This window comes from Acidovorax sp. sic0104, assembly GCF_019219095.1.
Taxonomy (GTDB): domain Bacteria; phylum Pseudomonadota; class Gammaproteobacteria; order Burkholderiales; family Burkholderiaceae_C; genus Acidovorax.
Window position 1 is genome coordinate 334286 of the sequence record NZ_JAHUWH010000003.1, and the last position, 25714, is coordinate 359999.

The following is a 25714-nucleotide window of genomic DNA, read 5'->3' on the forward strand; positions in this document are numbered from 1 at the left end:
CCCGCCGGGTGGCGGGTTGGTGGGGTGAGCGAAACGGCGGGCCTAGAGCTGGATTTCTCCAGCCAGGACGAAGAGCGCGTCAAGCGCGTCTTTGTCCATGCCCAGGTGCGCTGCGGCCGCGTTCAGGAAAGGGCTGGAGCGCTGCCACTCGGTGGTGTCATTCAGCGCCACCTCTGCAATGGCGCGCTCTTTGGGGTCATCGATGCCGGCGACGAAGGCCAGCACGTCGTCCCACAGATCCGACTGGATCAGCGCGGCCTTGCCTTGGGCCCGGCTCACCGTGCGCGGCACTGGGCTGCGTGCCTCCAGCTCGACCGCCTGCAGCGCATCGAACTCTTCCTGGCTGATCACGGCCAACACGCCAGGCACGTCGGTGTCGGACTCATCCGGGCAGGTGCCGAAGAACTCGGGCACGTGCGTGGGGTACTGGCTTTCGCGGACCCACACGAACTGCAGGCCCTCCACGGCCGGGTTTACCGGGCCGCTGCTGGCCGGCGCATCCGTGACGGGCACGCCGGTGGCTGCGTCCACGTAGGTGTATTTGATGTGCTGCATTGCTTGCCCTTAGATGATGCTGCGCCGAATCGCACGCGTGCGCTGGTTTGCGCTCGCACTGTTTTTCGAGATAGCGCCTTGCGCGTGGTAGGACGCACCGTTCAACCAGTCTTGCGACCATGCAGACGACACGTTGTAGTCCGAAGATGACCAGTATTGAGAATTGCTTGCGAGTGCCTCCGCCTGCCCTTGGGCGAACGCTGCAGCGGTTGTCAGCGCGGGAATCGCTGAGCCTGCATAGGCCACCCCAGCGGGCACGGAGTGGCGATTAACGCCGTTGGCCGTAGACGCGTCCGACCAGCTCCCTTGATTCTGATAACTGGAAGTGGGAGCGTTGTTGCGGGCCTGTACGTTGCTTGCGCCTGCAGTCCCCTTCAAGTTGCGCGCCATCAATTCCAATTCATCCCGGGCTGGGAGATACCAGTCGCCGTAACCACCAATGGTCAAGCTTCGGGTCCACCAGGCGGCCGGGTAGGTCGTAGCGTCGCCTGCCGCGACCATGGCCAATGTGGCTTTCCAGCCCTCGGTGAGCGTGAACGCCCCTGCTGGGCCCGCAGTGTTCGTGCTCTTCCATGCCACGGAGGTCACCTCTCCGCTGGACTTGGGCGCGATGATCAAGCGATACCGCGACATCACCGACCAGTCGGCGAAGGTGCCCGCTCCGTTGATGCTGGTGACGTTGATCACCAGGTTAGGGCCATCGGCACTGACCACGGTGCCCGCGAACCGGTTGTCGGGGTTGGCGCGGCTGCGCACCTCCAGCTGCTGCCCTGCATAGACCAGGGGCGCAAGGTACATGCTGGCGGACAGCACGAATGATTGCGTGCCCGTAGCAAGGGTGCGCGAGCTGGCGGACTGGGCCAGCTCGTTCCAGATCATCCCGTAGTAGTACCCACCCTCGAACGCATCACCAATGGCTGCAGGAGTACCTCTGCCCCCAGGGCATAGGCTGCCCCGGGGTCATAGGCTGCGGGTGGCGCCTCTGGCACGCTGCTGTACAGCAACATGCTGGGCTTGATGCCAAACCGGTCATTGCCGGTGCCTATGGCCTCGGCGTTGACGGGTGGGATTACATAGGCGGTCACGTTACACAGTCTCCAGTTTTGTGCCCTTGCGATTCACTACAGGCACGCCATTACGGTCCCACCCTTCCAGCTCGTCCGCCGTGCGCGAGGCCTGGCGTTCAACCTGCTGCAGCCGCCAGTCCAGCGAGCCAAAGCCCGATTGCAAGGCGCTGACCACCATGCCCATACCGCCGGCGTCACCACCCAGTGCCCCGCGCAGCGACTGCGTTTGGCTGGCCGTGTAGATCTGCGACGGCGGCAGGTACGCCACCTCTGGGCCCCGCTCACCCAACATGGCCCAGCCGCCTGCGTGCCACCCGCCATCCGCAAAGGCCGGCAGCTTGCCGCCGTACTTCTTCACCAGCGCTTCGGCCGAGGCCTGCAGACTGGCTGCGGTAACGGCCTGGAAGTAACGCAGATCCGCAGCGCTGCGCATCTGGCTTTCAGCCATCTCCAGCAGGGCCTTGCTCAGCTCTGGCAGCTTCTCGGCTGCGGTCTTGTCGCCGGCGCGGGCCTTCGCCGTTGCAAGGGCAAATTCGCTCTGCATGCCCGCCCAGGTCATGTCTATGGGGTTGCCCTCTTTGATGACTCCGCGGATTCGCTTGACCTCGGCCACGATGGCATCGGTCAGGCTCTTCATGCTGTCGCCCGCCTGCCCCATGGCACTGGAGAGCCCAGTAGCTGCGCCCAGCGAAAAACTGGCATCCGTGACGAAGATGCCGGCGGTCTTTTTCAGCTCGCCGGCAACCCCGCCGATAGCGCCGCTCACGCCCTTGATGGCCTCCTGAATGGAAGGGTCGGACATGATCGATGCGTAAGCGCTGATGGACGCGTGAGCCGCTGCAATAGCGGCCTGCACGTTGGCACCAGCGATGGCCCCACCCTGCGCCATGGCTGCGGCCGCAGCCGCCCCACCCTGCGCCATGGCGTTTGCAGCCATGCCCCCGCCTTGCGCGGACGCGATACCAGCCGCCACCCCGCCAGTGGCCAGGCCACCAGCAGCAGCAGCGCCGCCTGCGGTCAGCATGGCGGATGCCGATGCCGCACTGGTAGAGAGACCAGTGACCAGCGGGCCCACGATGGCCGACATCAGCATTTCGCTGATGCCGCCGGTCAGTGCGCCGAACATGGCCGACATGATCTGCTCTTCAAACGCGGCGCTGGCCAGCTCGCTGGCCTCGGTCGGGCTGCGGCTTTCGGACACGGCGGATTCAAGAATGCCCTTGAGCGTCTCCGCTGTAATGCCCAATGAGTCCTGCACCTGCGTTGCAGCACCCACCACGTCCATGAACGCCCCCGACAGGCCCAGCAGGCGCGCCGCCGTGGCTGCGCCCGCATCGCCCAATGCCATCTGCGCCTGCACGAGCGCCTTGTATTCGGCAACCGTGCGCGGCACTTCCAGGCCCATCTTGGCGAACTCGGCCGTAAGGTTGCCGCTGGCCACGTCCAGGCGCTCACCAGCCAGCAGGGGCAGCGCTGGCAATTGGGATGCGGGTGAAGGTCAACACCACCGCGCGAGGCCCCAAACAGGCCCCACACATCGGCAAGGAAGGCACCGTGTCCCGTCAGATTGGGGCCACCGCTTGGGATGTGGCCATCCCCCGCGCCAAGCGGTCGGTTCCCGTGTTCGTCGCCTTCGACGCGACAGAGCTGGAGATCCTGCAATGACCCACGGCCGCAAACCCCGCACGCCACGCACGCGCGTCCAAAACCCGGTTCGCCTGGCAGCCTGGCAGGCAGCGCTACTGGACAGCAACCAGGTCGAATCCATCATGACGCCGTTGCGCCTGGCGTTTGCCGCTCTGCGCGAGGGCGTGGGCACGGAGCTGGAATGGGCCTACATCGTCAGCGCAATGAACATCGCCGACTCGGTGGCCATCACCAGCCCGATACGGGGCACGCGCGGCCACATCGAACCCGCACAGCGCGCCCTGGACGGCATCATGCGCCGCGCCATGACTACCGGCGAGTGGTGCCCCATTGAGCTGTACCTTGAAGAGCTGGATCTGATTCGCGACGGCCTGGCCATCTACCACCACCAGCTGCAGCACCTCACGCGCGGCGAGTACCAACATGCGGAAGACCACGCGGCCGCAGACGTGCGCCGCGCCGCTGGCGCAGTCGTCATCAACACCAACCGGGCCAGTGAGCAGCTGGCGCTTGCAGGAGTTTGAAATGATCGGGCCACAAGCTACAGGCACCATACCCGGTATCGTGATCTGCGCCACAAGTCACGAGGGCCTGCAGGTAGTGGTTAACGGAAAGCCCGCCCGTCTGGCTATCGTGGACGAAAGCGGCAACGTGATTGCTGTCGGCGATGAAGTAGCCCGTGAAGCGGAGGCCGTAGCCCTCAACAACTTCCGCTCAACGATGATGGGCAAAGGCTATTTAAGGAGCCTCAGTAAGCCTATCTCATCATCGTAGATCCGACTCAGCGTCCTATATTTGCAATTTGAATAAGCTCTTGCACCAAAACACGCGAACCAGATTGCAACTTAGTTAGATCGGAAGCGTGAGCGATAAAGCGCCGCGCATGTGCTGCCCAATTGCCAATCTGGCGAGCCTCTTTTAGCGCTGCTTTGGCATCTCTTCCAAGATGTAGACCGGTATGCCCACGTTCACCACAAGCGCGCTCCACAAGATCAGCCAACATGAAGTAGTTTCCACCCGGGTCCTTGATCTCAGACTCTCGACGCAGATGCTCGTAGGCTTCGATGATCAATGTTTCCAGAAGGCGGCGGAGCATTACAGCGGCTGCGTTGTAATACGCGGCCCGAAAGCAGCCGTTGAGTTCACGGCAAACCGCTTCGACATACCCTCGATTGCTTCGCCAAACAAATTCCGGAAGAAATCCGGATGCATGATCCATAGCAGGCTGAACGCCATCGATGTGAGCTGGAAGCAGGGATCGAATTGCCTTTCGTGACCCTGGCTTTAGTGAAAATCCGGCGCGGCTTACCGTAACAAGCTTGGAAACCCGGAGCGCCTCACCTAACGCTGTTGAGTTTGGAGTTCCAACGTGATGGTCATCAAGCACGCGCGCTAGCTGCCCGGATGACATAGCGATGTCAGGCTGCTTATAGTCGTGATACCAAAGGACTGCCAGCGCTTTCTCAGCGTTGGTCTTCATATTCAAACCCTTGAGGGTTTCACAAAACTCTTCAAGTGAAAGATGCACGTGACACTTTCACCTTAACCCTTGCGAGCCGCCATGTCGTGTTCGACGTAGTTCTCACCAACGGTGGTGACCTGAAGCGAATCAGGGGTTGAACCACCAAGCCAGCCCTTCTGCTTTCTGCAATTCCGAACGGTCGAACGCAGATCAGCAGGAAGCGGCTTGCCAACGTCTTTCAACGCGGTTCGAACCGCACTCAAACCAATCGCCGGCATGCTCATATTGACCTGCATGTAGTAGACAACCACGAGGATCTGTTCCATGTCCCCTTTTGGCCCCTTCTCAGCAAAGAACTCCCGTAGGGTCGGTTTGCCGCCGGGTCTGAAATCCAAACTGGTGTCAAAGTCAATACCAGCGTTGTAGTCTCGCTTTGGCCCTGATCCGCGCTTACGAGGTGCCGGCGCCTGCTCATCCGGTTCCGGCTCGACTTCTTCAACCTCAACAATTTCGTCTTCTTCAGTATCAGCGAGTGACGGCGCCGGCAAGCCCTCATTCGCCCCCTTTGTTGGCAAGCGAGAGTTACTCGTAGCCGGGCGATTGATGGCTTGCACCATCGATTTAACAGCCTCCCTCACGCTGTCATTGCTACCTTCAATTTCGGCAAAGAAAATGCGAACCTTCGCCTTATCTGTCGTTGCTGGGGAGTCCTGAGGTTTTTTAGCCATATCGGAACGTAACAGTGAAGATATGCACCGTTATACCGTAAGAACTCGTTACCTCATCAAAATTAATGCGCGCAACAACGTATACATAGATTTCAATTCGGCCATCCGAGACTGACGAACCCGACCTTGGGTGTTTTCGTGGGGGAGAGTACTTCGCTCATCCCCGTATTGTCCCAGTTCCGGCGCTGCACGGGTTGAGGGGCGCCTCCATCACAGGATTTGCGCTGCCGAGAGACGCTAAAAACCGGCGCAATTCAGCCGCGTGCCACCGTGGATCCGGCTGCGCCCGCCCAACGGAGGCGCCCCCTCGGCGACCGCGCAGCGGCTCGGGGGCTTCTCTCCTTATCTCTTGATGCCGAAGGCCCCCAGCATCTGCTCCGTCTGCTTTTGCATCTGCTCCTGCATTTGCGTCAGCATGGACTGCGACTGTTCGACATAGTTGCCCATCATGCCCTTCATCATGGGCGACTGCAGGCTCATGAACTGCGCCCACATCTCGGGCGTCACGCTTTGCGATTGCTCGGCCAGCTTGGCCTGGATGTCGGTGAAGGCCTGCACGTTCTTTTCGAGGTAGGCGCCCATGAAGCCCTGCATCGCATGGCCATAGAACCGGATGATGTTGGCAAGCACCGCTTCGGTGAACATCGGGGCGCCACCGGCTTCCTCTTCCAGGATGATCTGCAGCAGGATGCTGCGGGTCAGGTCATCGCCGGTCTTGGCATCGCGCACCACCACATGCTGGTGGTCCATGACCAGCTGGCGCACTTCGGCCAGGGTGATGTAGGTGGATGTGTCTGTGTCGTACAGGCGGCGGTTGGGGTACTTCTTGATCACGCGCTGGGCAGGCTTGGCTGCAGCGGTGCTTTGCGAATCGGGCACAACGGACTCCTCGGGGTTGCAACCCCTGTATTGCAGTGCAGCAGATTCTAGAAGTCCAACCCCGGCGGGCGGCGCAGGATAACCCTAATGGGGGGTGATATGCGACTGCGATGCCTGTGCACGCGTGCGCTGTGCCGCGGACGCCCGATGCTGTCGGCGTTGGCTGACAACGCACGCAGGAGCTGCTCTGGACAATGTTGGCAAGTTCACACCACGCGGAGCGCCACACCATGGCTGACACCAACACCACCAAGGTCGACGAAGCGGAAAAGGAGATCGGCAACGTCCTGGCCGAACTGGAAGACGAGACGGACTCGGAGGTTCAGAAAATCGCCCTGGAAGACATGGTGGAGGTCGATCCCGCCACGGGCAAGCCGGCCTTGCACAAAGGTGTGGATGTCACCGTCACACCGCGCCCCAAGCGACAGTGGATTCGCTAGACGTGGTGCGCTTGTCACCACTGGCATTCCGTCGGCAGGCCCACGGCACTGCGGGGCGTGAGCGCCCGGCCAACTCGGATTTCGGGACTTCCCGCTGATGGACGGACTCGCAAGGCTCACGCCCTGGGCATCCATCGGTCTGGTCGCCGTCGCGGCCTTGCTGGCTGCGGCCATTGCCCACCGTCTCGCTGCGGTGGTCCTGCGGCGCATCACCGCGACGCTCCCGCTGGTGCACACAGTGGTGGTGGCCTGCATTCCGGTCATGCGCGTCGTGCTTCCACTGATCGCATTGCAAGCTGTCTGGCAGGGAGCGAGCGATGACCTCCGCCATATCGGGGGAGTCAGGCACGTGAACGGGCTGGCCCTGATCGCCGGGACGTGCTGGCTGGCGATGACCGCAATCCAGGCATTGGCCAACGGTATCGTGGCCCGACACCCCGCAGACGTGGAGGACAACCTGGCCGCCAGGCGCATCGCCACCCAGGCACGCGTCCTGGCGCGCACTGCGATGACGGGCGTGGCGATGGCCGGTGTCGCGCTCATGCTCATGACCTTCCCAGGCGCGCGCCAGGTTGGCGCCAGCTTGCTTGCGTCGGCTGGCGTGGTGGGCATCGTGGCAGGCATTGCAGCGCGCCCGGTGTTCAGCAACATGATCGCGGGGCTGCAGATCGCATTGGCGCAGCCCATCCGCATCGACGATGTACTCATCATCGAGGGCGAGTGGGGGCGCGTGGAAGAAATCACTTCGACCTATGTAGTGTTGCGCATCTGGGATGAACGGCGGCTGATCATTCCCCTTCAATGGTTCATCGAACACCCCTTCCAGAATTGGACGCGCACCAGCTCTGAAATTCTGGGTACGGTGTTCCTGTACGCGGACTACCGGCTGCCCCTGGAGCCGCTGCGCGCGGAACTGCAGCGTGTGCTGGACGCAGCTCCCGAGTGGGACAAGCGCGTCAGCGTGCTTCAACTGACCGACGTCACCGAGCGCACCATCCAGATCCGCGTGCTGGTGTCAGCACGGTCGTCCGGGCTGGCCTTCGACCTGCGATGCAGGGTGCGCGAAGCACTGGTCACCTTCATACAGCGCGAGTACCCCGAATGCCTGCCCCAGGTACGCATTCCCGAGCGAACGGCGAATGCACAGGACCCGTTCCACGCTCCAACGCCCAATACCACCCGCTGATCGAGGGGCTGCGCCGAACGTGCCATGGCCCGCCGGGGCCAAGTCGGGATGTTGGCTGGCACGAAACAGGCCCCGCAGCCGCTAATGTGGCCTTTTGAAAGACCCAACCATCTCACGAGGTTTCACATGCAGACTCCAGCCCCCTCCCCCGTTCCACCCTTCCCACCCATCGACACGCCACCTCCCTGGACGCCCGACGTCCCTCAGGTCGACCCACCAGCCCAACCGGGAACGCCGCCTGTGCAAGACCCACCGCCGCATTTCAACGTGCGCCGCTTGCGAGAAGCGCTTGCGTGATGAAAGCGCCTGTGGCGGCAATGAATGCGCCGCCGGGCGGTGACTGGATTGGAAGAAGGCAGTGGTATGGGCAGCGACCCGCCGCACCTTCACACCGTCAGAGGCATGCGTTGCAAGCCGTGCCGACTACCAAGAAAGTATTGAGGATCTACATGCCATCACGTTGACCGCCATGTCGCCCTGTCAGGGCTGCATGGTTGATGGCAACAATCTGGGCTATTCCGAGTATGTCAGCGCGTGAAATAGCCGCTGTCGGGAACAACTCCGCTGCAAGGCTTTGCGCCTCCTGAATCTGCGCTGCTGCAAGCACGCAAGACTGGTGCAAGCTGCGCGCCAATGCAATGTTCGGATCCTGGGCCATGACAGTTACTCCTGAATGATTCGATCACCACATCAGGCAGTATGACGGCGGCACGCAATGCCATCAACCGCCAGCAGCCGCGGTTGCGGGGCCGTCGCAGACCATGGACCTTGCAACGCTAGTAGCCCATCTTGTAGTAGGCCACCATCAGCACCGCCAATACCGCTATCAATGCGGCGATCCAGAATACTCGAATGTCGTACATACCCAGTTCAGGATCGGTATCTACGACGTGTTGGCCAACGGCCTGCGGATTGGTCGAAACGTTCATGGCTAAAACCCCTGGCTCTCTGTGAAGCCTCAAAGGTACTGGGGGAGCTGGGGCGCCACTGTCAGACAATCGCCAATCGTCACGAGCAACAACAGCTGAGCCAAAATAGCGATGAACAGCCTGCACTCCTCCAGCTTGGGCGCCCAGGTCAATCCAAGCCGAGCGCACCAAGCAAGCATGATCGCGCAAACAAGAAAACCGCTCCAGGAGCCCAGGAGCGGCATGCGTTTGCCGGCTTTCGGAAAGCTTTGCCCGGACTAACCGTGAACGTTGTCCACGGGCAATTCCCCCCCCGAGCCACATGAGTAGCACTTCACCTGGAAACCGTCGAAGCCCGTCAGCAACAGGAACTTCTGGGGGGCGCCGCCCTGGCGGTACGCAGACACTGTCTCTTCCGCCTCACAATTGGCGCACCGGAAGTGGGCGACGTTTCCATCACAAAAACGGGTGACGTTCTCTATGGAGAGTGCAACGATAGGCATTGGGGCAATCTAGCATGCCCCTGCGCCGTCACCGTGTCAGACGAAGCGCAGTCTTTTCCATGGCGAGTTGCCTCGAATCTGCAGCCCTCCCGAGCGATCCTGCTGATGCCTGCTGCCTGACGCCAGCATCCAGGACCTCGGTGGCAAGCACCCGCGTCCGGGGAGTCGTTGCATCAGCCGCCGCTGGGCACGGGGCATTTTGGTAGAACGGCCTGCCATTGAGGTCGCACTTGTTGATTGCATGGGCAAAAGAGGTTGGTAGAACCATCGCAATGACCAGTATTCCGAACATTCGCATAACACCCCTTCACAATCTCATTTGAAACAAATTGTCGCAAACTGGATCCATCGGGTGTATTGCGGAAAGTGCGTAGTGGCCAGACGGCTGCGGCGGCCCGGATGGCAGTGGGAGCGTTGCCGTTGCCGCGCTCCATCTGAATGTGGTGTAGCTGCCAGCGCATATGCGCCAGTTGTTCCGGTTCGGCGATGGGTCCGGCGAGCGACCCGTTCGAATCAGTTCGCCCCATCATCTGGCGAAGTTTCGCCAGCTACGGCAGTCGTGCTTTCGACATCTGCGACTCCTTCAACACCACGAATGATGTGTCCACACAACCGTGGCCAACTCCCGACCCGTATCCGCTTGCGCGTTACGGGCGTCTGAAATCAATCCGATGTCTGTAGCCCATATCGCGTACGCATCACGGCATCACAGCACTGCCCACGCAAGAAGCGGCAAAAAGAAAAGCCTTCTGGGTCAGTGACCTAGAAGGCTTGGTACCAATGGTTAATTGGTAGGCGCGATTGGACTCGAACCAACGACCCCCACCATGTCAAGGTGGTGCTCTAACCAGCTGAGCTACGCGCCTGTCGTTGTTAAGACCACGATTATAGCCATAAAAACGGGGGCTAGACAAATTGGTGCATAAATCGTCGCGCGCCACGCACCCACTTGCCGGACCGTCAGCGTCGGCGCGCGGAGCGCACGCCGGGCACACCAGCCACGATGCCCAGCACCTTGTTCAGGCGCCCGGAGTCGGCAACCTCCACGGTGAAGGTCATCCACGCGGTGCCCTTGACCGACTGGGTCTGCACACCGATCACGTTGGTCTTCTCGCGTGCAAAGACCTCGGAGATGTCGCGCAGCAGGCCCTGGCGGTCTGCAGCTTCGACGGCCACATCCACCGGATACACGGCGGCGGTTGCGGCCGTTTTGGGTATACCCCATTCGACGTCGATCACGCGCTCCGCGCTGCGTGCGGCCATTTCGCGGAAATTGCTGCAATCCGCGCGATGCACGCTCACCCCTTTGCCACGGGTGACGAAGCCGCGGATGTCGTCTGGCGGTGCGGGCTTGCAGCACTTGGCCAGTTGCGTCATCAGTGAATCGATGCCCACCACCAGCACGCCGCCCTTGGGCGCGGATTCATTCGTGCGGGTTTTCTTCAGCAGCAGGTAGTCGTCGGGCTGGCGCACGGGCTCGGGCGGGCGCAATACCGTTTCGATGTTGCGCAGTGAATACTCGTCCTTGCCGACCACCTCGAACAATGCGTCTGCAGACTTGAATCCGAGCTGAGCCGCCAAGTCGTCCAGCTTGACGGCGGTCTTGCCCTCACGCTGCAACAGCTTTTCCACCGCCTCCCGGCCACGCCCAATGGTTTCGTGCGTGGCCTGGGCGTTGAACCAGGCGCGCACCTTGGCCTTGGCGCGGTGGCTTGTCAGGTAGCCCAGCTCGGCGTTCAGCCAGTCGCGCGAAGGACGGCCTTCCTTGACGGTGGAGATCTCCACCGTCTGCCCATTCTGCAGCGGGGTATTGAGCGGCACCATCGCGCCGTCCACCCGTGCCCCACGGCAGCGATGGCCCACGCTCGTATGCACGGCGTAAGCGAAATCCACAGGGGTCGCGCCCTGCTGCAGTTCGACCACTGCAGCGTCGGGGGTCAGCACATAGATACGGTCGTCAAAAAGCCCACGGTTGGACTCGGTGCCCGACAGGTCGCGCTCCCAGGCCAGCAGCTGGCGCAGCACCGCGATCTTGGCGTCGTACTCTCCCGTGGCCGAGACGCCCGCGTAGCCCTTGCTCCCGGCCTCCTTGTACGCCCAATGGGCAGCCACGCCGTGCTCGGCATGGTCGTGCATCGCCTGCGTGCGGATCTGGATCTCGATGGGTTTGCCGTTGTCGTCGCGCACGATGGTATGCAGCGACTGGTAGCCGTTGGGCTTGGGTTTGGCGATGTAGTCGTCGAACTCCTCGACGATGGGCTTGAACTGCTGGTGCACCCAGCTCAGGGCCGCATAACAGTCCTTCACGGTGGGAACGACCACGCGCAGCGCGCGGATGTCGAGCACTTGGTCGAAGTTGAGCGACTTGCCACGCATCTTCTTGACGATGCTGTAGATGTGCTTGGGGCGACCCTGCACGCTGGCGCTGATGCTATGCGCACGCAGGTCGGCTTCTACACGCGAGCGCAACTGCACCATGTACACCTCGCGCTCGCCGCGTTTCTCGTCGAGCAGGCGCGCCACTTCCTTGTACGTATCCGGCTCCAGAAAGCGGAACGACAGGTCTTCCAGTTCCCACTTGATCTGCCAAATGCCCAGCCGGTTGGCCAGCGGCGCGAACACTTGCAAGGACTCTCGCGCCAGGCTGGGCGGAACGGGCCGCTTGCTGGCCGCATGAAAGCGCAGCGTCTGCAGTCGCGACGCCAGGCGCAGCATGACCACCCGCAGGTCGCGCGAGAAGGCCAACAGCATCTTTCGCACGTTCTCTGTCTGCAGCGCGTGCCCGTCCACCTGCTGTCCGGCACGGGCCTGCTGCTGCACCCGCATGAGCTTGGTGGTTTCCACCGCCAGCGCCGCGAAGTTTTCGCCGAATGCCTTGGAGATCACCTCTTGCGGCTTCGTCAGGTGGATGCAGGCGTGCACGAGGTAGCTGGCGGCCTGCATGGCTTCAGAGCCGCCGATGCCCTTGAGGATGGAAGCCACGGCGTCCGCGTGGGCCAGCGTGTTCTCGCCCGAGTCCAGGGTCTCACCAGCCATCAGGGGCTCGGCGAAGGCACGCGCACGCGCCAGGGCGTTTACCTGCTCGGGCAGCGTGTGTGCGGTGGCAGCGATGAGCTGCGGAACAGCGTCAGGCTGCGGCGATGTTGCGGTGGAAGCTGCGAGGTTGGTTTTCATCCCGCCGTGGCACCTTCTGCGGCCTGCAGGAAGTCCGTGACCGCAGCGACCTGGTCGGCCGCCACCAGCGTGGGAGCATGGCCGACACCGGCGAACTCCACAACGCGCGCTCGGGGCCCACGCTCGGCCATGGCCTGCGCCGTCTCTTGGGACAGCAGGTCGGACTGCGCGCCGCGCAGCAGCAAGGTTCGCGCCGCAATGTTGTCATACAGCTGCCACAGAGCAGCCTCGCCAGCGGCCGCGCCGTCCTGCGTCAGCGACCGAAAGGGAACTGCGATGTCTGGATCGTAGTGCAGCGTCACACCGCCATCGGGCAGGGGCCGGACCATCGCGCGCGACAGTTCCAGCCATTGCGCCGGCGTGTGGGGGCCGAAGCTGGTCGAAATGGTCCACATGGCCTGCGCCGCCTGCTCAAGCGATTCGAACCGAGCCACCTGCCCCAGGTACTGCCCAATGCGCTGCAAGGCCTGCCACTGAATGACCGGCCCGACGTCGTTGAGCACCAGCCGGCGCACGGGCACCGGAAGTGGGAGGCCCGGCTGCCCCGCCACCCCCATGCCGATGAGCCCGCCCATGCTGGTGCCAACCCAGTCCAGCGTGGCGATGGGCGCCTGCCGGTGCAGTTGCGCGATCAGCATCAGCATGTCCGCCGCATACTGCGGGATCTGGTAGCCCGCAGGGTCCGCCAGCCAGTCGCTGCGGCCGCGGCCGACCACGTCGGGGCAGACCACGCGCGCGTGGCGCGACAGCTCTGCAGCGAGCGTATCGAAATCCCGGCCCTGGCGCGACAGGCCGTGCACGCAGACGATGACGTGGGGATGTTCGGGGTTGCCGGTGGCGTTCCATTCCCAATACGCCATGCGGTGCTGTTGCGCAGGGGCAAGCTCTGCGCCGGGTGCCACCGGCGCAGCCGCAGAGCCAGGGCACAGTACGTAGTTCAGCGTAGGTTCAATCATGGGGTGCGGAATCCGGGAGCAGCGCTTGATAATCAGCTGCGTTGCATCGTAATTCATTCGGAGAGACTCACATGCTGAAAGGCAAAACCGCCCTCGTCACGGGCTCCACCAGCGGCATCGGCCTGGGCATCGCCAAGGCCCTGGCCCGCCAGGGCGCCCACATCGTGCTCAACGGTTTCGGCGACGTGGAAGGCCCGCGCGCCGAGGTGCTGGCCGCTGGCCAATCCGCGGGCGTGCAGGTGGCCTATCACGGGGCCGACATGAGCCGCGCGGCGGACATCGAAGACATGATGAAGTACAGCGCAGCGCAGTTCGGGCGCGTGGACATCCTGGTGAACAACGCCGGCATCCAGCACGTGGCCAACGTGGAGGATTTCCCCGTCGAGCGCTGGGATTCGGTGATTGCCATCAACCTGAGCAGCGCGTTCCACACTTCGCGCCTGGCGCTGCCGGCGATGAAGAGCGCCAACTGGGGACGCATCATCAACGTGGCGTCGGTCCATGGCCTGGTGGGTTCGGCCCAGAAGTCGGCCTATGTGGCGGCCAAGCACGGCATCGTGGGGCTGACCAAGGTCACGGCGCTCGAGAACGCCACCACGGGCGTGACCTGCAACGCCATCTGCCCCGGTTGGGTGCTCACGCCGCTGGTGCAAAAGCAGGTCGACGCGAAGGCGCAGGAGCATGGCTTGTCGAACGAAGACGCCAAAAAGCTGCTGCTGGGTGAAAAGGAACCGTCGATGCAGTTCACCACGCCTGAAGAACTGGGCGAGTTGGCGGTGTTCTTCTGCTCCCCGGCCGCCAACAACGTGCGCGGCGTGGCGTGGAACATGGATGGCGGCTGGGCCGCGCAGTAAGGAAAAAGGCGCACCGCAGGTATGCCGGTGCGCCTCGGAGACAAACTGACAGGCCGGTCGACGGCCTGCCAGCCCACCTGAACACGGTGCGCGAACTCAGCGCATCTGCACCGAACCCGACACGTTCACGATGACCTGGGCCTTGCCCGCCTCGACCGGCACCGCCGAATCGGAGAACGACCCCATCTTCGCCTCGGCCGCCATCATGCGCGGACGCGGGCCCGGCATGGATTCATTGCTGTTGACCGCCACTTCACGCAGGCTGTAGTTGCTGAAGCCGAACCCCTTTGCCAGGTCGGCAGCGCGCGCCTTGAACTGCTCGATGGCCTGGGTCTGGGCCTCGCCCTCTACCTTGGCACGCGCCTCGCGTGACAAACCGAAGGCGACCTGGCTGATCGTCATGGTCTGAATCTTGCCCGCCGTGGTGGTGATGCGTGAGAAATCGCGCCCCTCGAGCACCAACTCGGCCCGGCCCTGCCAGCCGTTGATCTTGCCATCCTTGCCATAGCGCGGAAACAGGCCGAATGGCCCCGTGCGCACATCCAGCTGCCCGGGCTGCGCATTCCGCTTGGCTTCTGCCAGGGCGGCATCCAGAGCTTGCTTGAGCTGGGTCTGGACCGTGGCCGCATCTGCGGCTTCCTTGCTTGCAGCAAGATTCAGCACCAGCAGGTCCTGCTGCACCTCCACCGTCCCGGTCGCCGACAGCTGCACCACATTGCGCGGCTCGGAGACCGGCGCCGCATTTTGTGCAAAAGCCGCTCCAGCACAAGCCAGTAGAGCGCTAGCAGCTATCATTTTGGTAGTATTTTTCATAGTCCGAATATCCTTCATGGCAAAACACAGCCTCCGGGTGGGCATGTGCGGGCACCACCATAACCGCACCAGACGGCACGATGTTTTAAGGCCTTTGCATGAGCATGCGAAGCTGGGCAAAACTTGTAACAGTTGGTCAAACCACGCCCCAAAACCCGAACTTCGGCGTTCCAACTGGTCAGAATCGGCTCTGTTACAAATTGGACTTGAGATCTACATGGCCACAACAACCAATCGCACCGACAAAGTTCTCGTGGTAGACGACGATGCCCGCATCCGTGATTTGCTGCGACGCTATCTGACCCAGGAAGGCTTCGAAGTCATGGTCGCGGAAGACGGCAAGGCCCTGAACCGCCTGTTGCTGCGCGAGACGGTGGACATCATCGTGCTGGACCTGATGATGCCCGGTGAAGACGGTCTGTCGATCTGCCGCCGCCTGCGCGCCGCCAATGACCGCACCCCCATCATCATGCTCACCGCCAAGGGCGAGGACGTGGACCGCATCGTAGGACTGGAAGTGGGCGCGGACGACTATCTGGGCAAGCCTTTCAACCCCCGCGAACTCCTGGCCCGCATCCATGCCGTGCTGCGCCGCCGCCCCGCCCAGGAGGCACCCGGCGCTCCGTCCGGCGACAACGAGGTCGTCACCTTCGGCCCCTTCACCTTCGATCTGGGCACCCGCGCGCTTCAGCGCAATGGCGAAGAGTTGCCGCTGACCACCGGCGAATTCGCGATGCTCAAGGCCTTGGTTCGCCACCCACGCCAGCCGCTGTCGCGCGAGAAGCTCGCCCTGCTGGCCCGCGGCCGCGAGTTCGAGCCCTTTGACCGCAGCCTGGACGTGCAGGTGTCTCGCCTGCGCAAGCTGGTGGAGGTGGATGCGGCAGCGCCTCGCTACATTCAGACGGTGTGGGGCGTAGGCTACGTGTTCGTGCCGGACGGAACAAGCTGAGCCCCTGTTCATGCGAAAGACCGACGGCGGGCCGAGATCATCGTTCCGCCAATCAGTGACCGCTCCGCCCGACGCCACCAGCCCCGCGCCGCTCGAAGCTCTTCGTCTGGCGCGGGAGCAGCGCGCCCGCGTGGGGCTCAATCTTTTCTGGCGTACCTTCTTCCTGCTGGCCCTGTTGCTGGTGGGCAGCATCCTGGCCTGGCTGCAGACCTTGCGCGCGCTGGAGTTCGAGCCACGCACGCTGCACACCGCGCAGCAGATCGCATCATTGGTCAACCTGAGCCGCGCCGCACTGGTGCATTCGGATGCCATCGCCCGCGTGTCTCTCATCAAGACCATGGCCGACCAGGAAGGTGTCCGCATTCTTCCCCGCGAGCCCAAGGACAAGTTCGAGCTGCTCGAGGGCACGGCCCTGGGAAACCGCCTCACGGATGAACTGACCCAGCGCCTGGGCCCCGACACCATCGTTGCCCAAAGCGTCAATGGGGAGACCGGCCTGTGGGTCGGCTTCAACATCAACGGCGACCCCAACTGGCTGCTGATGGATCGCTCCCGGTTCAGCCCGGCTGGGGGGCGCACCTGGCTGATCTGGCTCATCACGGCGGGCGCTCTGTCGCTGGCAGGCGCAGCCGCCATCGCGCGGCTGATCAACAGGCCGCTCAAGCAGCTCTCGTACGCCGCCAACCGCGTGAAGGATGGCGACTTCGCAGCCAGCCACCTTGACGAGGAAGTGGTGACCAGCGAGATCCGCGAGGTCAACATCGGCTTCAATCGCATGGCGCAAAAGCTCGCCAAACTGGAGCAGGACCGCGCCGTGATGCTGGCAGGCATCTCGCACGACCTGCGCACGCCCCTGGCGCGCCTGCGGCTCGAGACAGAGATGAGCGTGAACGACGAGGTCGCGCGCGAACACATGGTGGCCGACATCGTGCAGCTTGATGCCACCATTGACAAATTCCTGGACTACGCGCGGCCTGACCACGTCACGCTCACGCCCGTCAATCTGCATGCCGTGGTGTCCTCCTGTGTCTATGCAGTGCAGGACCACCGCGAGCTGCAGATCACCATGACCGTGCCCGAGGACCTGAACGTGCTGGCCGACGAAGTGGAGCTGGCGCGCGTGATCTCCAACCTGCTGGAAAACGCCCGACGCTACGGCAAGGCCGAGGACACCGGCATCACCAACGTGGACATCGCCGCCAAGGGCCGCGAGAACTGGGTGCTGGTGAAGCTGCGCGACCATGGGCCTGGCGTACCGCCTGAGCAGTTGTCCAACCTGACCAAGCCCTTCTTCCGCGGCGATTCGGCGCGCACGGCGGCTGCGGGCGCAGGGCTGGGCTTGTCCATTGTGGACAAGACCGTGCAGCGCATGGGAGGCATCTTCGCGCTGGCCAATTCCAGCACGGGCGGACTGGTGGCGCATCTGCAATTGCAGCGCGCCACAGGTCTGCCCGATGGCGCGGACCCCAAGCAGCGACTGCAGCGCCCGTCCGTCAAGCGTCAGCTGCCCCGGCGCCGAGCAGAAGACAAGACGGCATGACAGATACCCCTTGCTGGAAGGCGAAAGAGGGAGCAAAAAATCCTGACGCTGACAACGCCGCTCCATCGAGTCTGATTGGCTTTCGTTGATGGACATGGGTGCGTCGGCACATGCTGGGCACGTTCTGCTGAATAGCAACCGCTTCCTCCACGGGAATTTTCAACCCTGTCGCACTGCGCCCAGAAGCGACATTTTGCTGCGCGCCCTTGCCGCACCATGCGGCGCGCAATCGCATGCCCGCCGCCTCCGCGGCATGCAGCAGCGCACAACATGCCGGACAATGGCCGCATCCCGCCCTACCGCCTGCCCGACCCATGCCCCCGCAACTGCCCTGGCTGGAGCCTGAAGACCCGCTACCCCACCCCGACCACGCCTGGGGCCCGGACGACCCAGCACCCGGCCTGCTTGCCGCAGGCGGCGCCCTGAACGTTGCAAACTTGCATGCAGCCTACGGCCAAGGCACCTTTCCCTGGTATGGACCGGGACAGCCCATTCTCTGGTGGGCACCCGATCCGCGCATGGTGTTGCCCGTGGCCGACTTCAAGTTGCACCGATCCCTGCGCAGGACCCTGCAGTCCTTTCGCGCCAACCCGCGCGCCGAGATCCGCATCGATCACGCCTTCCGCGAAGTCATCACCGCCTGTGCGACGAAAAAACGCGATGGCCAGGCCGGCACCTGGATCGTGCCGGAAATGATCACGGCCTACACCCGTCTTCACTCCGCCGGCCACGCGCACAGCGTGGAGACCTGGATCGATGGCAGGCTGGTCGGAGGGCTTTACTGCGTTGCCATCGGCCAAGCAGTATTCGGCGAATCGATGTTCGCGCACGCCACGGATGCCTCCAAGATCGCGCTGTCGGCATTGGTGGCCGTGTGCCGGCGTCACGGCGTACAGATCATCGACTGCCAGCAGAATACCCGCCACCTGGCCTCGCTGGGTGCCCGCGAGATATCCCGCGACGCATTTTTGTCGCATGTACGGCATGCCAAGGCCCAGCCTTCGCCCACCTGGACTTTTGACCCCGTATACTGGTCCGAGCTGCTGCCCTCATCAGCCACCACGGCATGACGCAACTCAACGATCTTCCGCTGCAGACCCTGCAGTTCTATGCCACTGCCCCCTACCCCTGCAGTTACCTGCCGGACCGGCAGGCACGTTCGCAGGTCGCCACGCCCAGCCACCTCATCCAGAGCGACGTCTACTCCGACCTGGTGGCCAAGGGGTTTCGCCGCAGCGGCATGTTCACGTACCGCCCCTACTGCGACGGCTGCCAGGCCTGCACGCCGCTGCGGGTCCTGGTCAATGAGTTCCAGCCCGACCGCAGCCAGCGACGCGCCTCGGCACGCCATGCCAATCTGCAGGCGCGTGTGCTGCGCCTGTGCTTCATACCGGAGCACTACCAGTTGTACCTTCGCTACCAGAACGGCCGCCACGCGGGCGGCGGCATGGACCACGACAGCATCGACCAGTACACGCAATTCCTGCTCCAAAGCCGGGTGAATTCGCGCTTGGTGGAGTTCCGCGAAGTGGACGAGCAGGGTGAGCCGGGCGCACTCAAGATGGTCTCGATCCTCGACGTGCTGGACGATGGCCTGTCGGCGGTCTACACCTTCTACGAGCCCGAGCCTCACTGCAGCTACGGCACCTACAACGTGATGTGGCAGATCGAACAGGCGCGCTCCCTTGACCTACCCCACGTCTACCTGGGCTACTGGATCGCAGCGAGTCCCAAGATGAACTACAAGGCGCGCTTCCACCCGCATGAAATCCGCACCGACGGACACTGGGCGCGTGCAGGCGCCAATGCGCCCCCAAGTGCGTGACAGCGCGTTTGCATTTCACAAGATAAAATGCGGCGGTCTCCACAGCACCGCCGCCATGAAAAAAAACGATCCGAGCATTCCTGTCAAACCGAGCGTTCAGGTTCTGGAGCGCATGTTCACGCTGATCGATGTTCTGGCATCGCGCGAAGACGCCATCTCCCTCAAGGAAATCAGCGAAAAGACAGGACTGCACCCATCCACCACGCACCGGATCCTGAACGATCTCACGATCGGGCGGTTTGTGGACCGGCCGGAGTCGGGCAGTTACCGCCTGGGCATGCGGTTGCTGGAGTTGGGCAATCTGGTCAAGGCACGCCTGAGCGTGCGTGATGCCGCGCTGACCCCCATGCGCAACCTCCACAAGCTCATCCAGCAACCCGTGAACCTGAGCATGCGCCAGGGCGACGAGATCGTTTACGTGGAACGCGCCTACAGCGAGCGTTCGGGCATGCAGGTGGTGCGCGCCATCGGCGGGCGGGCGCCTCTTCACCTGACATCCACCGGCAAGCTCTTCCTGGCGCTGGACGACCCGCAACGGGTCCGTGCCTATGCCACCCGCACAGGGTTGGCCGGGCACACGCGCAACAGCATCACCCAGTTGCCGCTGCTCGAGCGCGAGTTGGCCAAGGCCCGACAGTACGGCATGGCACGTGACAACGAGGAACTGGAGTTGGGTGTGCGCTGCATGGCCGCAGGTGTGTACGACGACCAGGGCAAGCTGGTGGCGGGCCTGTCGATCTCTGCGCCCGCCGACCGGCTGGACGAAGGCTGGCTGCCCAAGCTGCAGGCCACGGCCAACGAGATATCGCACGCACTGGGCCACACCGCCAGCGCCGAGTCGCCATCCGAGGCAGCGGGTCGCACCACGGGCTTGGGCTGACTGCCGACCTGTGCGGGCCACCATGGGGCCGGGACGCTGGCCGTGGGCGCGCCCATGCCACAAGGCCGCAGCACAAAGAGTACCCCCCAAGAAAAAGGCCAACTTGAGCTACCAAGTCGGCCTTTGCTCAGATCGCGAACCCTTGCCCGGGATTCCGCTGGCAACAGAATGAATAGATGAAAGCTACGCCTAGCGCGCGACGGTGGCGGTACTTGCCCTGGCCTGCAGCGGCGTCGTCAGCGATGCCGGCAGGGTTTCCACCCAGTGGCGCACGCGCTCTGCATCGCCCAGGCGGCTGAACTTGCCTGCGGAATCGAGGAAGACCATGATCAGCTTGCGGCCGGCGATCTGGGTCTGCATCACCAGGCAGCGCCCGGCTTCGGAGATATAGCCTGTTTTCTGCAGGCCGATGTCCCAGGTGGGGTTCTTCACCAGGCCATTCGTGTTGTTGTACTGCAGGGTGCGCTGGCCCACGGCCACTTCGTAGCCGGGCGAGGTCGACAGTTCGCGCAGCAGCGGGTCGCCATGCGCTACGTTGACCAGCGTGGCCAGGTCGCGCGCGCTCGACTGGTTGCGGCTGGACAGGCCCGTGGGCTCCACATAGCGCGTGTCGGTCATGCCCAGCAACTTGGCCTTGGCATTCATCTGCGCCACGAACACCTCCAGACCCCCCGGGTAAGTGCGGCCCAATGCGTGCGCCGCGCGGTTTTCGCTGGACATGAGGGCCAGGTGCAGCATCTCGCCGCGCGTGAGCGTGGCCCCCACGACGAGGCGGGAACGGCTGCCCTTTTCGGTGTCCACATCATCCTGTGTGATGGTGATCGGCTCTTCCATGGGCAACTTGGCCTGCGAAATGATCATGCCGGTCATCAGCTTGGTCAGCGATGCGATGGGCAGCACGGCATGATCGTTCTTGGACAGCAGCACTTCGTGCGTATCCTGGTCGATGACCAGGGCGACGCTGGACTTGAGGTCCAGCGGGTCATTGACCTCGTGCAGGCCCGCCATCTGGCCAAAGGAGGGCTTTGCGGGCACAAAGGCGACCCGGGTGGCGGCCTTGGAGGACTTGGCAGACACGCGCACGGGCTTGGTCGCCGTGGCCGCCTTTCGCGGGGCTGCGGCCCGTTTGGGGCTGGCGCTGGCCGCGCTGGTCTGCTGTTTCTTGACGGGGGCTTTCTTGCGCTCCTGAGCGTGCGCGGCTGGCACGGCCAGCGCCGCACTGACGACGACAAAGCCCAAAAGCTGGAGAAAACGGTTCACTGCGGCGCGGTGGCGATGGTGCATCCAAATGCTCCAAACGGTAATAAGTGTTGAGCAGTGTACAGAATCAAAAAAAGTCGCGCAAGATCAATACCTTGCGCGACTTTCCGAGAAAGTGAATGAAATTATAAATTCACTGCTCAGCCTTGTGCGGCCACCCGATCAGCTTTACTTTGTAACTTGTTCAGGGCACTGAGGTAGGCTTTGGCAGACGCCACCACGATATCGGGGTCTGCGCCCACACCATTGACCACGCGCCCGCTGTTCTGCAGGCGCACGGTGACCTCTCCCTGACTCTCGGTGGAGCCGCTGATCGCATTGACGGAGTACAGCACCATCTCCGCACCGCTCTTGACGTGCGACTCGATGGCCTTGAGGGACGCATCAACGGGGCCGTTGCCGTCGGACTTGCCCTGCACTTCGCGGCCGTCGACCGTGAAAACAATGGTGGCCTGTGGGCGCTCGCCTGTCTCGCTGTGTTGAGCCAGCGACACGAAACCGTATTGCTCGTTCTCGCTGGTCACGCTTTCATCGCTGACCAGTGCCAGGATGTCTTCGTCGAAGATTTCGCTCTTGCGATCAGCCAGTTCCTTGAATCGGGCAAAAGCGAGGTTGATCTCGGTCTCGCTGTCGAGCTGCACGCCCAGTTCCTGCAGGCGCTGCTTGAAGGCGTTGCGGCCGCTGAGCTTGCCCAGCACGATCTTGTTGGCCGACCAGCCCACGTCCTCGGCGCGCATGATCTCGTAGGTATCGCGCGCCTTCAGCACGCCGTCCTGGTGGATGCCGCTGGCGTGCGCGAACGCGTTGGCGCCCACCACGGCCTTGTTCGGCTGCACAACGAAACCGGTCGTCTGACTCACCATGCGGCTCGCCGCCACGATGTGTTTGGCATCGATGCCAAGGTCCAGGTCGAAGTAGTCACGGCGCGTCTTGATGGCCATGACGACTTCCTCGAGCGAGCAGTTGCCCGCGCGCTCGCCCAGGCCGTTGATCGTGCACTCGACCTGACGGGCGCCGCCAATCTTCACCCCAGCGAGCGAATTGGCCACCGCCATGCCCAGGTCGTTGTGGCAGTGCACCGACCAGATCGCCTTGTCGCTGTTGGGAATGCGCTCGCGCAGCGTCTTGATGAAATTGCCGTACAGCTCGGGAATGGCGTAGCCCACGGTATCCGGCACGTTGATGGTGGTGGCGCCTTCGGCAATCACGGCCTCCAGCACGCGGCACAGGAAGTCGGGGTCGCTGCGGTAGCCATCCTCGGGGCTGAACTCGATGTCGGCCACCAGGTTGCGCGCAAAGCGCACCGATTGCTTGGCCTGCTCGAGCACCTGCTCGGGCGTCATCCGCAGCTTCTTTTCCATGTGCAGCGCGCTGGTGGCGATGAACGTATGGATGCGCGCGCTGTTGGCACCCTTGAGCGCCTCGGCCGCCCGGGAGATGTCGCGGTCGTTGGCGCGCGAGAGCGAGCAGATGGTCGAGTCCTTGATCGCATTGGCGATGGCCTGAACCGCTTCGAAATCGCCGTTGGAGCTGGCGGCGAAACCGGCTTCGATCACATCCACCTTCAGGCGCTCGAGCTGGCGCGCGATGCGCAGCTTTTCATCCTTGGTCATCGAGGCGCCGGGGGACTGCTCCCCATCGCGCAAGGTGGTGTCGAAAATGATCAGTTTGTCAGCCATGTCGTTCTCCTGGTATCGGTGGGTGTGGGTCCCGCAACGTCAAAAATCTGGCGCCCAAAGCAAAAGGCCCGTTGCGGGTGCATACGGGCCTTTGTGGAAAAAGTGTGCGCGTGCGCCTACTGTCTCCGCCCGTGGGGAGGTAGCAGTAGAGCCAGGGCCAACGTGTTCATGCAGCGCAATGTAGCACAACTGCGCCCCGGCGCCTGTTGTCGTCACTTGTGCAGCCCGCGCTCGTCCGGCTCGTCGGTGGAGGTGCTGATCACGCTGCTGTGCTGCCCCTTGGCCTTGCGCCAGGCGTACACGCCGTAGCCGCTGATGCCATAGAACACGAACACGCTGAACAGCACGATGGGCGGGTGGATGTTGATGATGGCGATGACCAGCGCGATCAGCACAATGGCAGCGAAGGGCACGCTCTTTTTCATCTGCACGTCCTTGAAGCTGTAGAACGGCACGTTGGTCACCATGGTCAGGCCCGAGTACAGCGTGAAAGCGAACATGATCCAGGTGATCTGGGGCCAGGTAAGCCATGCGTCTTCACCGGGGCGCACACCCAACTCGGTCATCAGCCAGATGAAGCCTGCCACCAGCGCGGCAGCAGCGGGGGACGGAAGGCCCTGGAAGTAGCGCTTGTCGACCACGCCGGTGTTCACGTTGAAACGTGCGAGTCGCAGCGCCGCGCAGGCGCAGTACACGAAGGCGGCGATCCAGCCCCAGCGACCCAGGCCCTGCAGCGACCATTCATAGGCGATCAGGGCGGGCGCGGCACCGAACGACACCATGTCGGACAGCGAGTCCATCTGCTCTCCAAACGCGCTTTGGGTATTGGTCATGCGGGCTACGCGCCCGTCGAGGCTGTCGAGCACCATGGCGCAGAACACGCCCACCGCTGCCTGGTCGAAATTCCCGTTCATGGCCATCACGATGGAGTAGAACCCCCCGAACAGTGCAGCCAGCGTGAACAGGTTGGGCAGGATGTAGATGCCCTTGCGCCGCTTGCGCACCATCACACCGGGGTTGTCGGCAGGCTCTTTGCCATCATGCATTCGATTGACCTCCAGCGCTTGCCTGGTCTAGGCAAGCCGCTATTGAATTTATAGTTTTTTCAGCCAGCGCCGAGGAAACAGACCCGGCACTGCACGCACAAGAGGCGAAGCTCGCAGTGTAGCGCCTGGCGGCATCTCGCTACCCGAACGCCGGCAACCCCCTGCACCCCGCAAGGCAGGCAGCGACACTTGGGCACCTGTCGGCGCCGCCAATGAAAAAGGCCACCGAGGTGGCCTTTCGTTGGATTGGAGGCCTGCTCAGCAGAAGTGGCAGCAGGCACAACCAGCAAAAGAATCAGTTGCGGGTTTGGTCGACCAGCTTGTTCTTGGCGATCCAGGGCATCATGGCGCGCAGCTGGCCGCCGACCTTTTCGATGGAATGGTCAGCGGTATTGCGACGGCGGGCGGTCATCGATGGATAGTTCAGGCGACCTTCCTGGATGAACATCTTGGCGTAGTCGCCGTTCTGGATGCGCTTCAAGGCATTGCGCATGGCGGCGCGCGATTGCTCGTTGATCACTTCGGGGCCCGTCACGTACTCGCCATACTCGGCGTTGTTCGAGATCGAGTAGTTCATGTTGGCAATGCCGCCTTCGTAGATCAGGTCCACGATCAGCTTGAGCTCGTGCAGGCACTCGAAGTAGGCCATTTCAGGGGCGTAGCCGGCTTCAACCAGGGTTTCGTAGCCCATCTTGATCAGCTCGACGGCACCGCCGCACAGCACGGCCTGCTCGCCGAACAGGTCGGTCTCGGTTTCTTCCTTGAAGTTGGTCTCGATGATGCCGGCCTTGCCGCCGCCGTTGGCTGCAGCGTAGCTCAGGGCCAGGTCACGGGCCTTGCCGGACTTGTCCTGGTGCACAGCGACCAGGTGGGGCACGCCGCCGCCTTGGGTGTAGGTGTTGCGCACGGTGTGACCGGGGGCCTTGGGAGCGACCATCCACACGTCCAGGTCGGCGCGGGGCACGACCTGGTTGTAGTGCACGTTGAAACCGTGGGCGAAGGCCAGCGAAGCGCCTTGCTTGATGTTGGGCTCCACGTTGTTCTTGTACACGGCTGCGATGTCCTCATCGGGCAGCAGAATCATGACCACGTCCGCCGCCTTGACCGCGTCGTTGACTTCCAGCACGTTCAGGCCAGCCTTGCCGACCTTGTCCCACGATGCACCGCCCTTGCGCAGACCAACCACGACCTTCACGCCGCTGTCGTTCAGGTTTTGCGCATGCGCGTGGCCTTGCGAGCCGTAGCCGATGATGGCCACGGTCTTGCCCTTGATCAGGCTCAGGTCGGTGTCTTTGTCGTAGAAAACTTTCATGGGTCGCTCCGGTTGAAATGCGTTGTTGGGGTGAAAAATCAAAAAACAGGG

At 63.0% G+C, this 25714-nt stretch carries 26 protein-coding genes and 1 tRNA gene; 10 read left to right on the forward strand and 17 right to left on the reverse strand.

Annotated features, from left to right (window positions below; translation table 11 throughout):
• Positions 1 to 42 precede the first annotated feature (42 nt).
• The 4 genes from KW835_RS08010 to KW835_RS08025 are packed head-to-tail and all read right to left on the reverse strand — an operon-like array spanning position 43 to position 3102.
• Positions 43 to 555, reverse strand: a complete 513-nt coding sequence (locus KW835_RS08010; RefSeq protein ID WP_218381815.1) for a hypothetical protein — start codon at positions 553 to 555, stop codon at positions 43 to 45.
• Between the two features lie 9 nt (positions 556 to 564).
• Positions 565 to 1434, reverse strand: a complete 870-nt coding sequence (locus KW835_RS08015) for a hypothetical protein (RefSeq protein ID WP_218381816.1) — start codon at positions 1432 to 1434, stop codon at positions 565 to 567.
• The gene (locus KW835_RS08020; protein WP_218381817.1) at positions 1431 to 1640 is read right to left on the reverse strand and encodes a hypothetical protein; all 210 of its coding nucleotides are present in this window, start codon (positions 1638 to 1640) and stop codon (positions 1431 to 1433) included. Before KW835_RS08020 ends, KW835_RS08015 begins: the two co-directional genes overlap by 4 nt.
• 1 nt (position 1641) lies before the next feature.
• A complete protein-coding gene (locus KW835_RS08025; protein WP_218381818.1) occupies positions 1642 to 3102 on the reverse strand; it encodes a hypothetical protein in 1461 nt (486 codons plus the stop codon).
• 181 nt (positions 3103 to 3283) lie between these two features.
• On the opposite strand from KW835_RS08025, the gene KW835_RS08030 reads away from it, so the two are divergent.
• Both KW835_RS08030 and KW835_RS08035 read left to right on the forward strand, forming a co-directional pair.
• Positions 3284 to 3793, forward strand: coding sequence for a hypothetical protein (locus tag KW835_RS08030; protein WP_218381819.1), 510 nt, complete (start codon positions 3284 to 3286; stop codon positions 3791 to 3793).
• 1 nt (position 3794) lies between these two features.
• Entirely contained in the window at positions 3795 to 4043 is a 249-nt protein-coding gene (locus KW835_RS08035; RefSeq protein WP_218381820.1) for a hypothetical protein, read from the forward strand.
• A gap of 7 nt (positions 4044 to 4050) precedes the next feature.
• On the opposite strand, the gene KW835_RS27115 is transcribed toward KW835_RS08035, so the two are convergent.
• The 3 genes from KW835_RS27115 to phaR form a co-directional block, all read right to left on the reverse strand.
• Complete coding sequence (locus tag KW835_RS27115; RefSeq protein ID WP_218381821.1) at positions 4051 to 4797, reverse strand: DUF4145 domain-containing protein; 747 nt, start codon at positions 4795 to 4797, stop codon at positions 4051 to 4053.
• Between the two features lie 14 nt (positions 4798 to 4811).
• Positions 4812 to 5459 (reverse strand): hypothetical protein, encoded by a 648-nt coding sequence (locus tag KW835_RS08045; RefSeq protein WP_218381822.1) that lies wholly within the window; start codon positions 5457 to 5459, stop codon positions 4812 to 4814.
• Between the two features lie 342 nt (positions 5460 to 5801).
• Complete coding sequence (gene phaR, locus KW835_RS08050; RefSeq protein WP_218381823.1) at positions 5802 to 6338, reverse strand: polyhydroxyalkanoate synthesis repressor PhaR; 537 nt, start codon at positions 6336 to 6338, stop codon at positions 5802 to 5804.
• A 230-nt stretch (positions 6339 to 6568) separates the two neighbouring features.
• Here phaR and KW835_RS08055 point away from each other — a divergent pair, with 230 nt between their 5' ends.
• Complete coding sequence (locus KW835_RS08055; protein WP_218381824.1) at positions 6569 to 6778, forward strand: hypothetical protein; 210 nt, start codon at positions 6569 to 6571, stop codon at positions 6776 to 6778.
• A 97-nt stretch (positions 6779 to 6875) separates the two neighbouring features.
• Complete coding sequence (locus KW835_RS08060) at positions 6876 to 7964, forward strand: mechanosensitive ion channel family protein (protein WP_218381825.1); 1089 nt, start codon at positions 6876 to 6878, stop codon at positions 7962 to 7964.
• A gap of 445 nt (positions 7965 to 8409) precedes the next feature.
• Here KW835_RS08060 and KW835_RS08065 read toward each other — a convergent pair whose 3' ends face one another.
• The 5 genes from KW835_RS08065 to KW835_RS08085 all read right to left on the reverse strand — a co-directional run bounded on the left by KW835_RS08065 (position 8410) and on the right by KW835_RS08085 (position 13505).
• Positions 8410 to 8622, reverse strand: a complete 213-nt coding sequence (locus KW835_RS08065; protein WP_218381826.1) for a hypothetical protein — start codon at positions 8620 to 8622, stop codon at positions 8410 to 8412.
• 118 nt (positions 8623 to 8740) lie between these two features.
• Positions 8741 to 8893, reverse strand: a complete 153-nt coding sequence (locus KW835_RS08070) for a hypothetical protein (protein ID WP_218381827.1) — start codon at positions 8891 to 8893, stop codon at positions 8741 to 8743.
• 1271 nt (positions 8894 to 10164) lie between these two features.
• Positions 10165 to 10241, reverse strand: a tRNA-Val gene (locus tag KW835_RS08075).
• Between the two features lie 94 nt (positions 10242 to 10335).
• The gene (locus KW835_RS08080) at positions 10336 to 12549 is read right to left on the reverse strand and encodes a bifunctional (p)ppGpp synthetase/guanosine-3',5'-bis(diphosphate) 3'-pyrophosphohydrolase (RefSeq protein WP_218381828.1); all 2214 of its coding nucleotides are present in this window, start codon (positions 12547 to 12549) and stop codon (positions 10336 to 10338) included.
• Complete coding sequence (locus KW835_RS08085) at positions 12546 to 13505, reverse strand: alpha/beta fold hydrolase (RefSeq protein ID WP_218381829.1); 960 nt, start codon at positions 13503 to 13505, stop codon at positions 12546 to 12548. Before KW835_RS08085 ends, KW835_RS08080 begins: the two co-directional genes overlap by 4 nt.
• Before the next feature lie 71 nt (positions 13506 to 13576).
• Here KW835_RS08085 and KW835_RS08090 point away from each other — a divergent pair, with 71 nt between their 5' ends.
• Positions 13577 to 14359, forward strand: a complete 783-nt coding sequence (locus KW835_RS08090) for a 3-hydroxybutyrate dehydrogenase (protein ID WP_218381830.1) — start codon at positions 13577 to 13579, stop codon at positions 14357 to 14359.
• A gap of 96 nt (positions 14360 to 14455) precedes the next feature.
• Here KW835_RS08090 and KW835_RS08095 read toward each other — a convergent pair whose 3' ends face one another.
• Positions 14456 to 15172 (reverse strand): SIMPL domain-containing protein, encoded by a 717-nt coding sequence (locus KW835_RS08095; protein WP_218381831.1) that lies wholly within the window; start codon positions 15170 to 15172, stop codon positions 14456 to 14458.
• 217 nt (positions 15173 to 15389) lie between these two features.
• On the opposite strand from KW835_RS08095, the gene ompR reads away from it, so the two are divergent.
• The 5 genes from ompR to KW835_RS08120 all read left to right on the forward strand — a co-directional run bounded on the left by ompR (position 15390) and on the right by KW835_RS08120 (position 20366).
• Positions 15390 to 16121, forward strand: coding sequence for a two-component system response regulator OmpR (gene ompR / locus KW835_RS08100; protein ID WP_010460834.1), 732 nt, complete (start codon positions 15390 to 15392; stop codon positions 16119 to 16121).
• A 10-nt stretch (positions 16122 to 16131) separates the two neighbouring features.
• Positions 16132 to 17661: an ATP-binding protein gene (locus KW835_RS08105; RefSeq protein WP_218381832.1), complete on the forward strand. Its 1530-nt coding sequence runs from the start codon at positions 16132 to 16134 to the stop codon at positions 17659 to 17661.
• Between the two features lie 314 nt (positions 17662 to 17975).
• Positions 17976 to 18731 (forward strand): leucyl/phenylalanyl-tRNA--protein transferase, encoded by a 756-nt coding sequence (gene aat / locus KW835_RS08110; protein WP_218381833.1) that lies wholly within the window; start codon positions 17976 to 17978, stop codon positions 18729 to 18731.
• Complete coding sequence (locus tag KW835_RS08115) at positions 18728 to 19486, forward strand: arginyltransferase (protein WP_218381834.1); 759 nt, start codon at positions 18728 to 18730, stop codon at positions 19484 to 19486. Before aat ends, KW835_RS08115 begins: the two co-directional genes overlap by 4 nt.
• 55 nt (positions 19487 to 19541) lie before the next feature.
• Positions 19542 to 20366, forward strand: a complete 825-nt coding sequence (locus KW835_RS08120) for an IclR family transcriptional regulator (RefSeq protein WP_218381835.1) — start codon at positions 19542 to 19544, stop codon at positions 20364 to 20366.
• Between the two features lie 189 nt (positions 20367 to 20555).
• Here the strand turns inward: KW835_RS08120 and pbpG are convergent, their stop codons facing one another.
• The 4 genes from pbpG to ilvC all read right to left on the reverse strand — a co-directional run bounded on the left by pbpG (position 20556) and on the right by ilvC (position 25663).
• Complete coding sequence (pbpG, locus tag KW835_RS08125) at positions 20556 to 21650, reverse strand: D-alanyl-D-alanine endopeptidase (RefSeq protein ID WP_218381836.1); 1095 nt, start codon at positions 21648 to 21650, stop codon at positions 20556 to 20558.
• Positions 21651 to 21766: 116 nt separating this feature from the next.
• On the reverse strand, positions 21767 to 23305 hold the full coding sequence (locus KW835_RS08130) for a 2-isopropylmalate synthase (RefSeq protein WP_218381837.1): 1539 nt from the start codon (positions 23303 to 23305) through the stop codon (positions 21767 to 21769).
• Positions 23306 to 23517: 212 nt separating this feature from the next.
• On the reverse strand, positions 23518 to 24351 hold the full coding sequence (gene pssA / locus KW835_RS08135) for a CDP-diacylglycerol--serine O-phosphatidyltransferase (protein ID WP_218381838.1): 834 nt from the start codon (positions 24349 to 24351) through the stop codon (positions 23518 to 23520).
• A gap of 295 nt (positions 24352 to 24646) precedes the next feature.
• Positions 24647 to 25663 (reverse strand): ketol-acid reductoisomerase, encoded by a 1017-nt coding sequence (gene ilvC / locus KW835_RS08140; RefSeq protein WP_056067358.1) that lies wholly within the window; start codon positions 25661 to 25663, stop codon positions 24647 to 24649.
• Between the last annotated feature and the right edge of the window lie 51 nt (positions 25664 to 25714).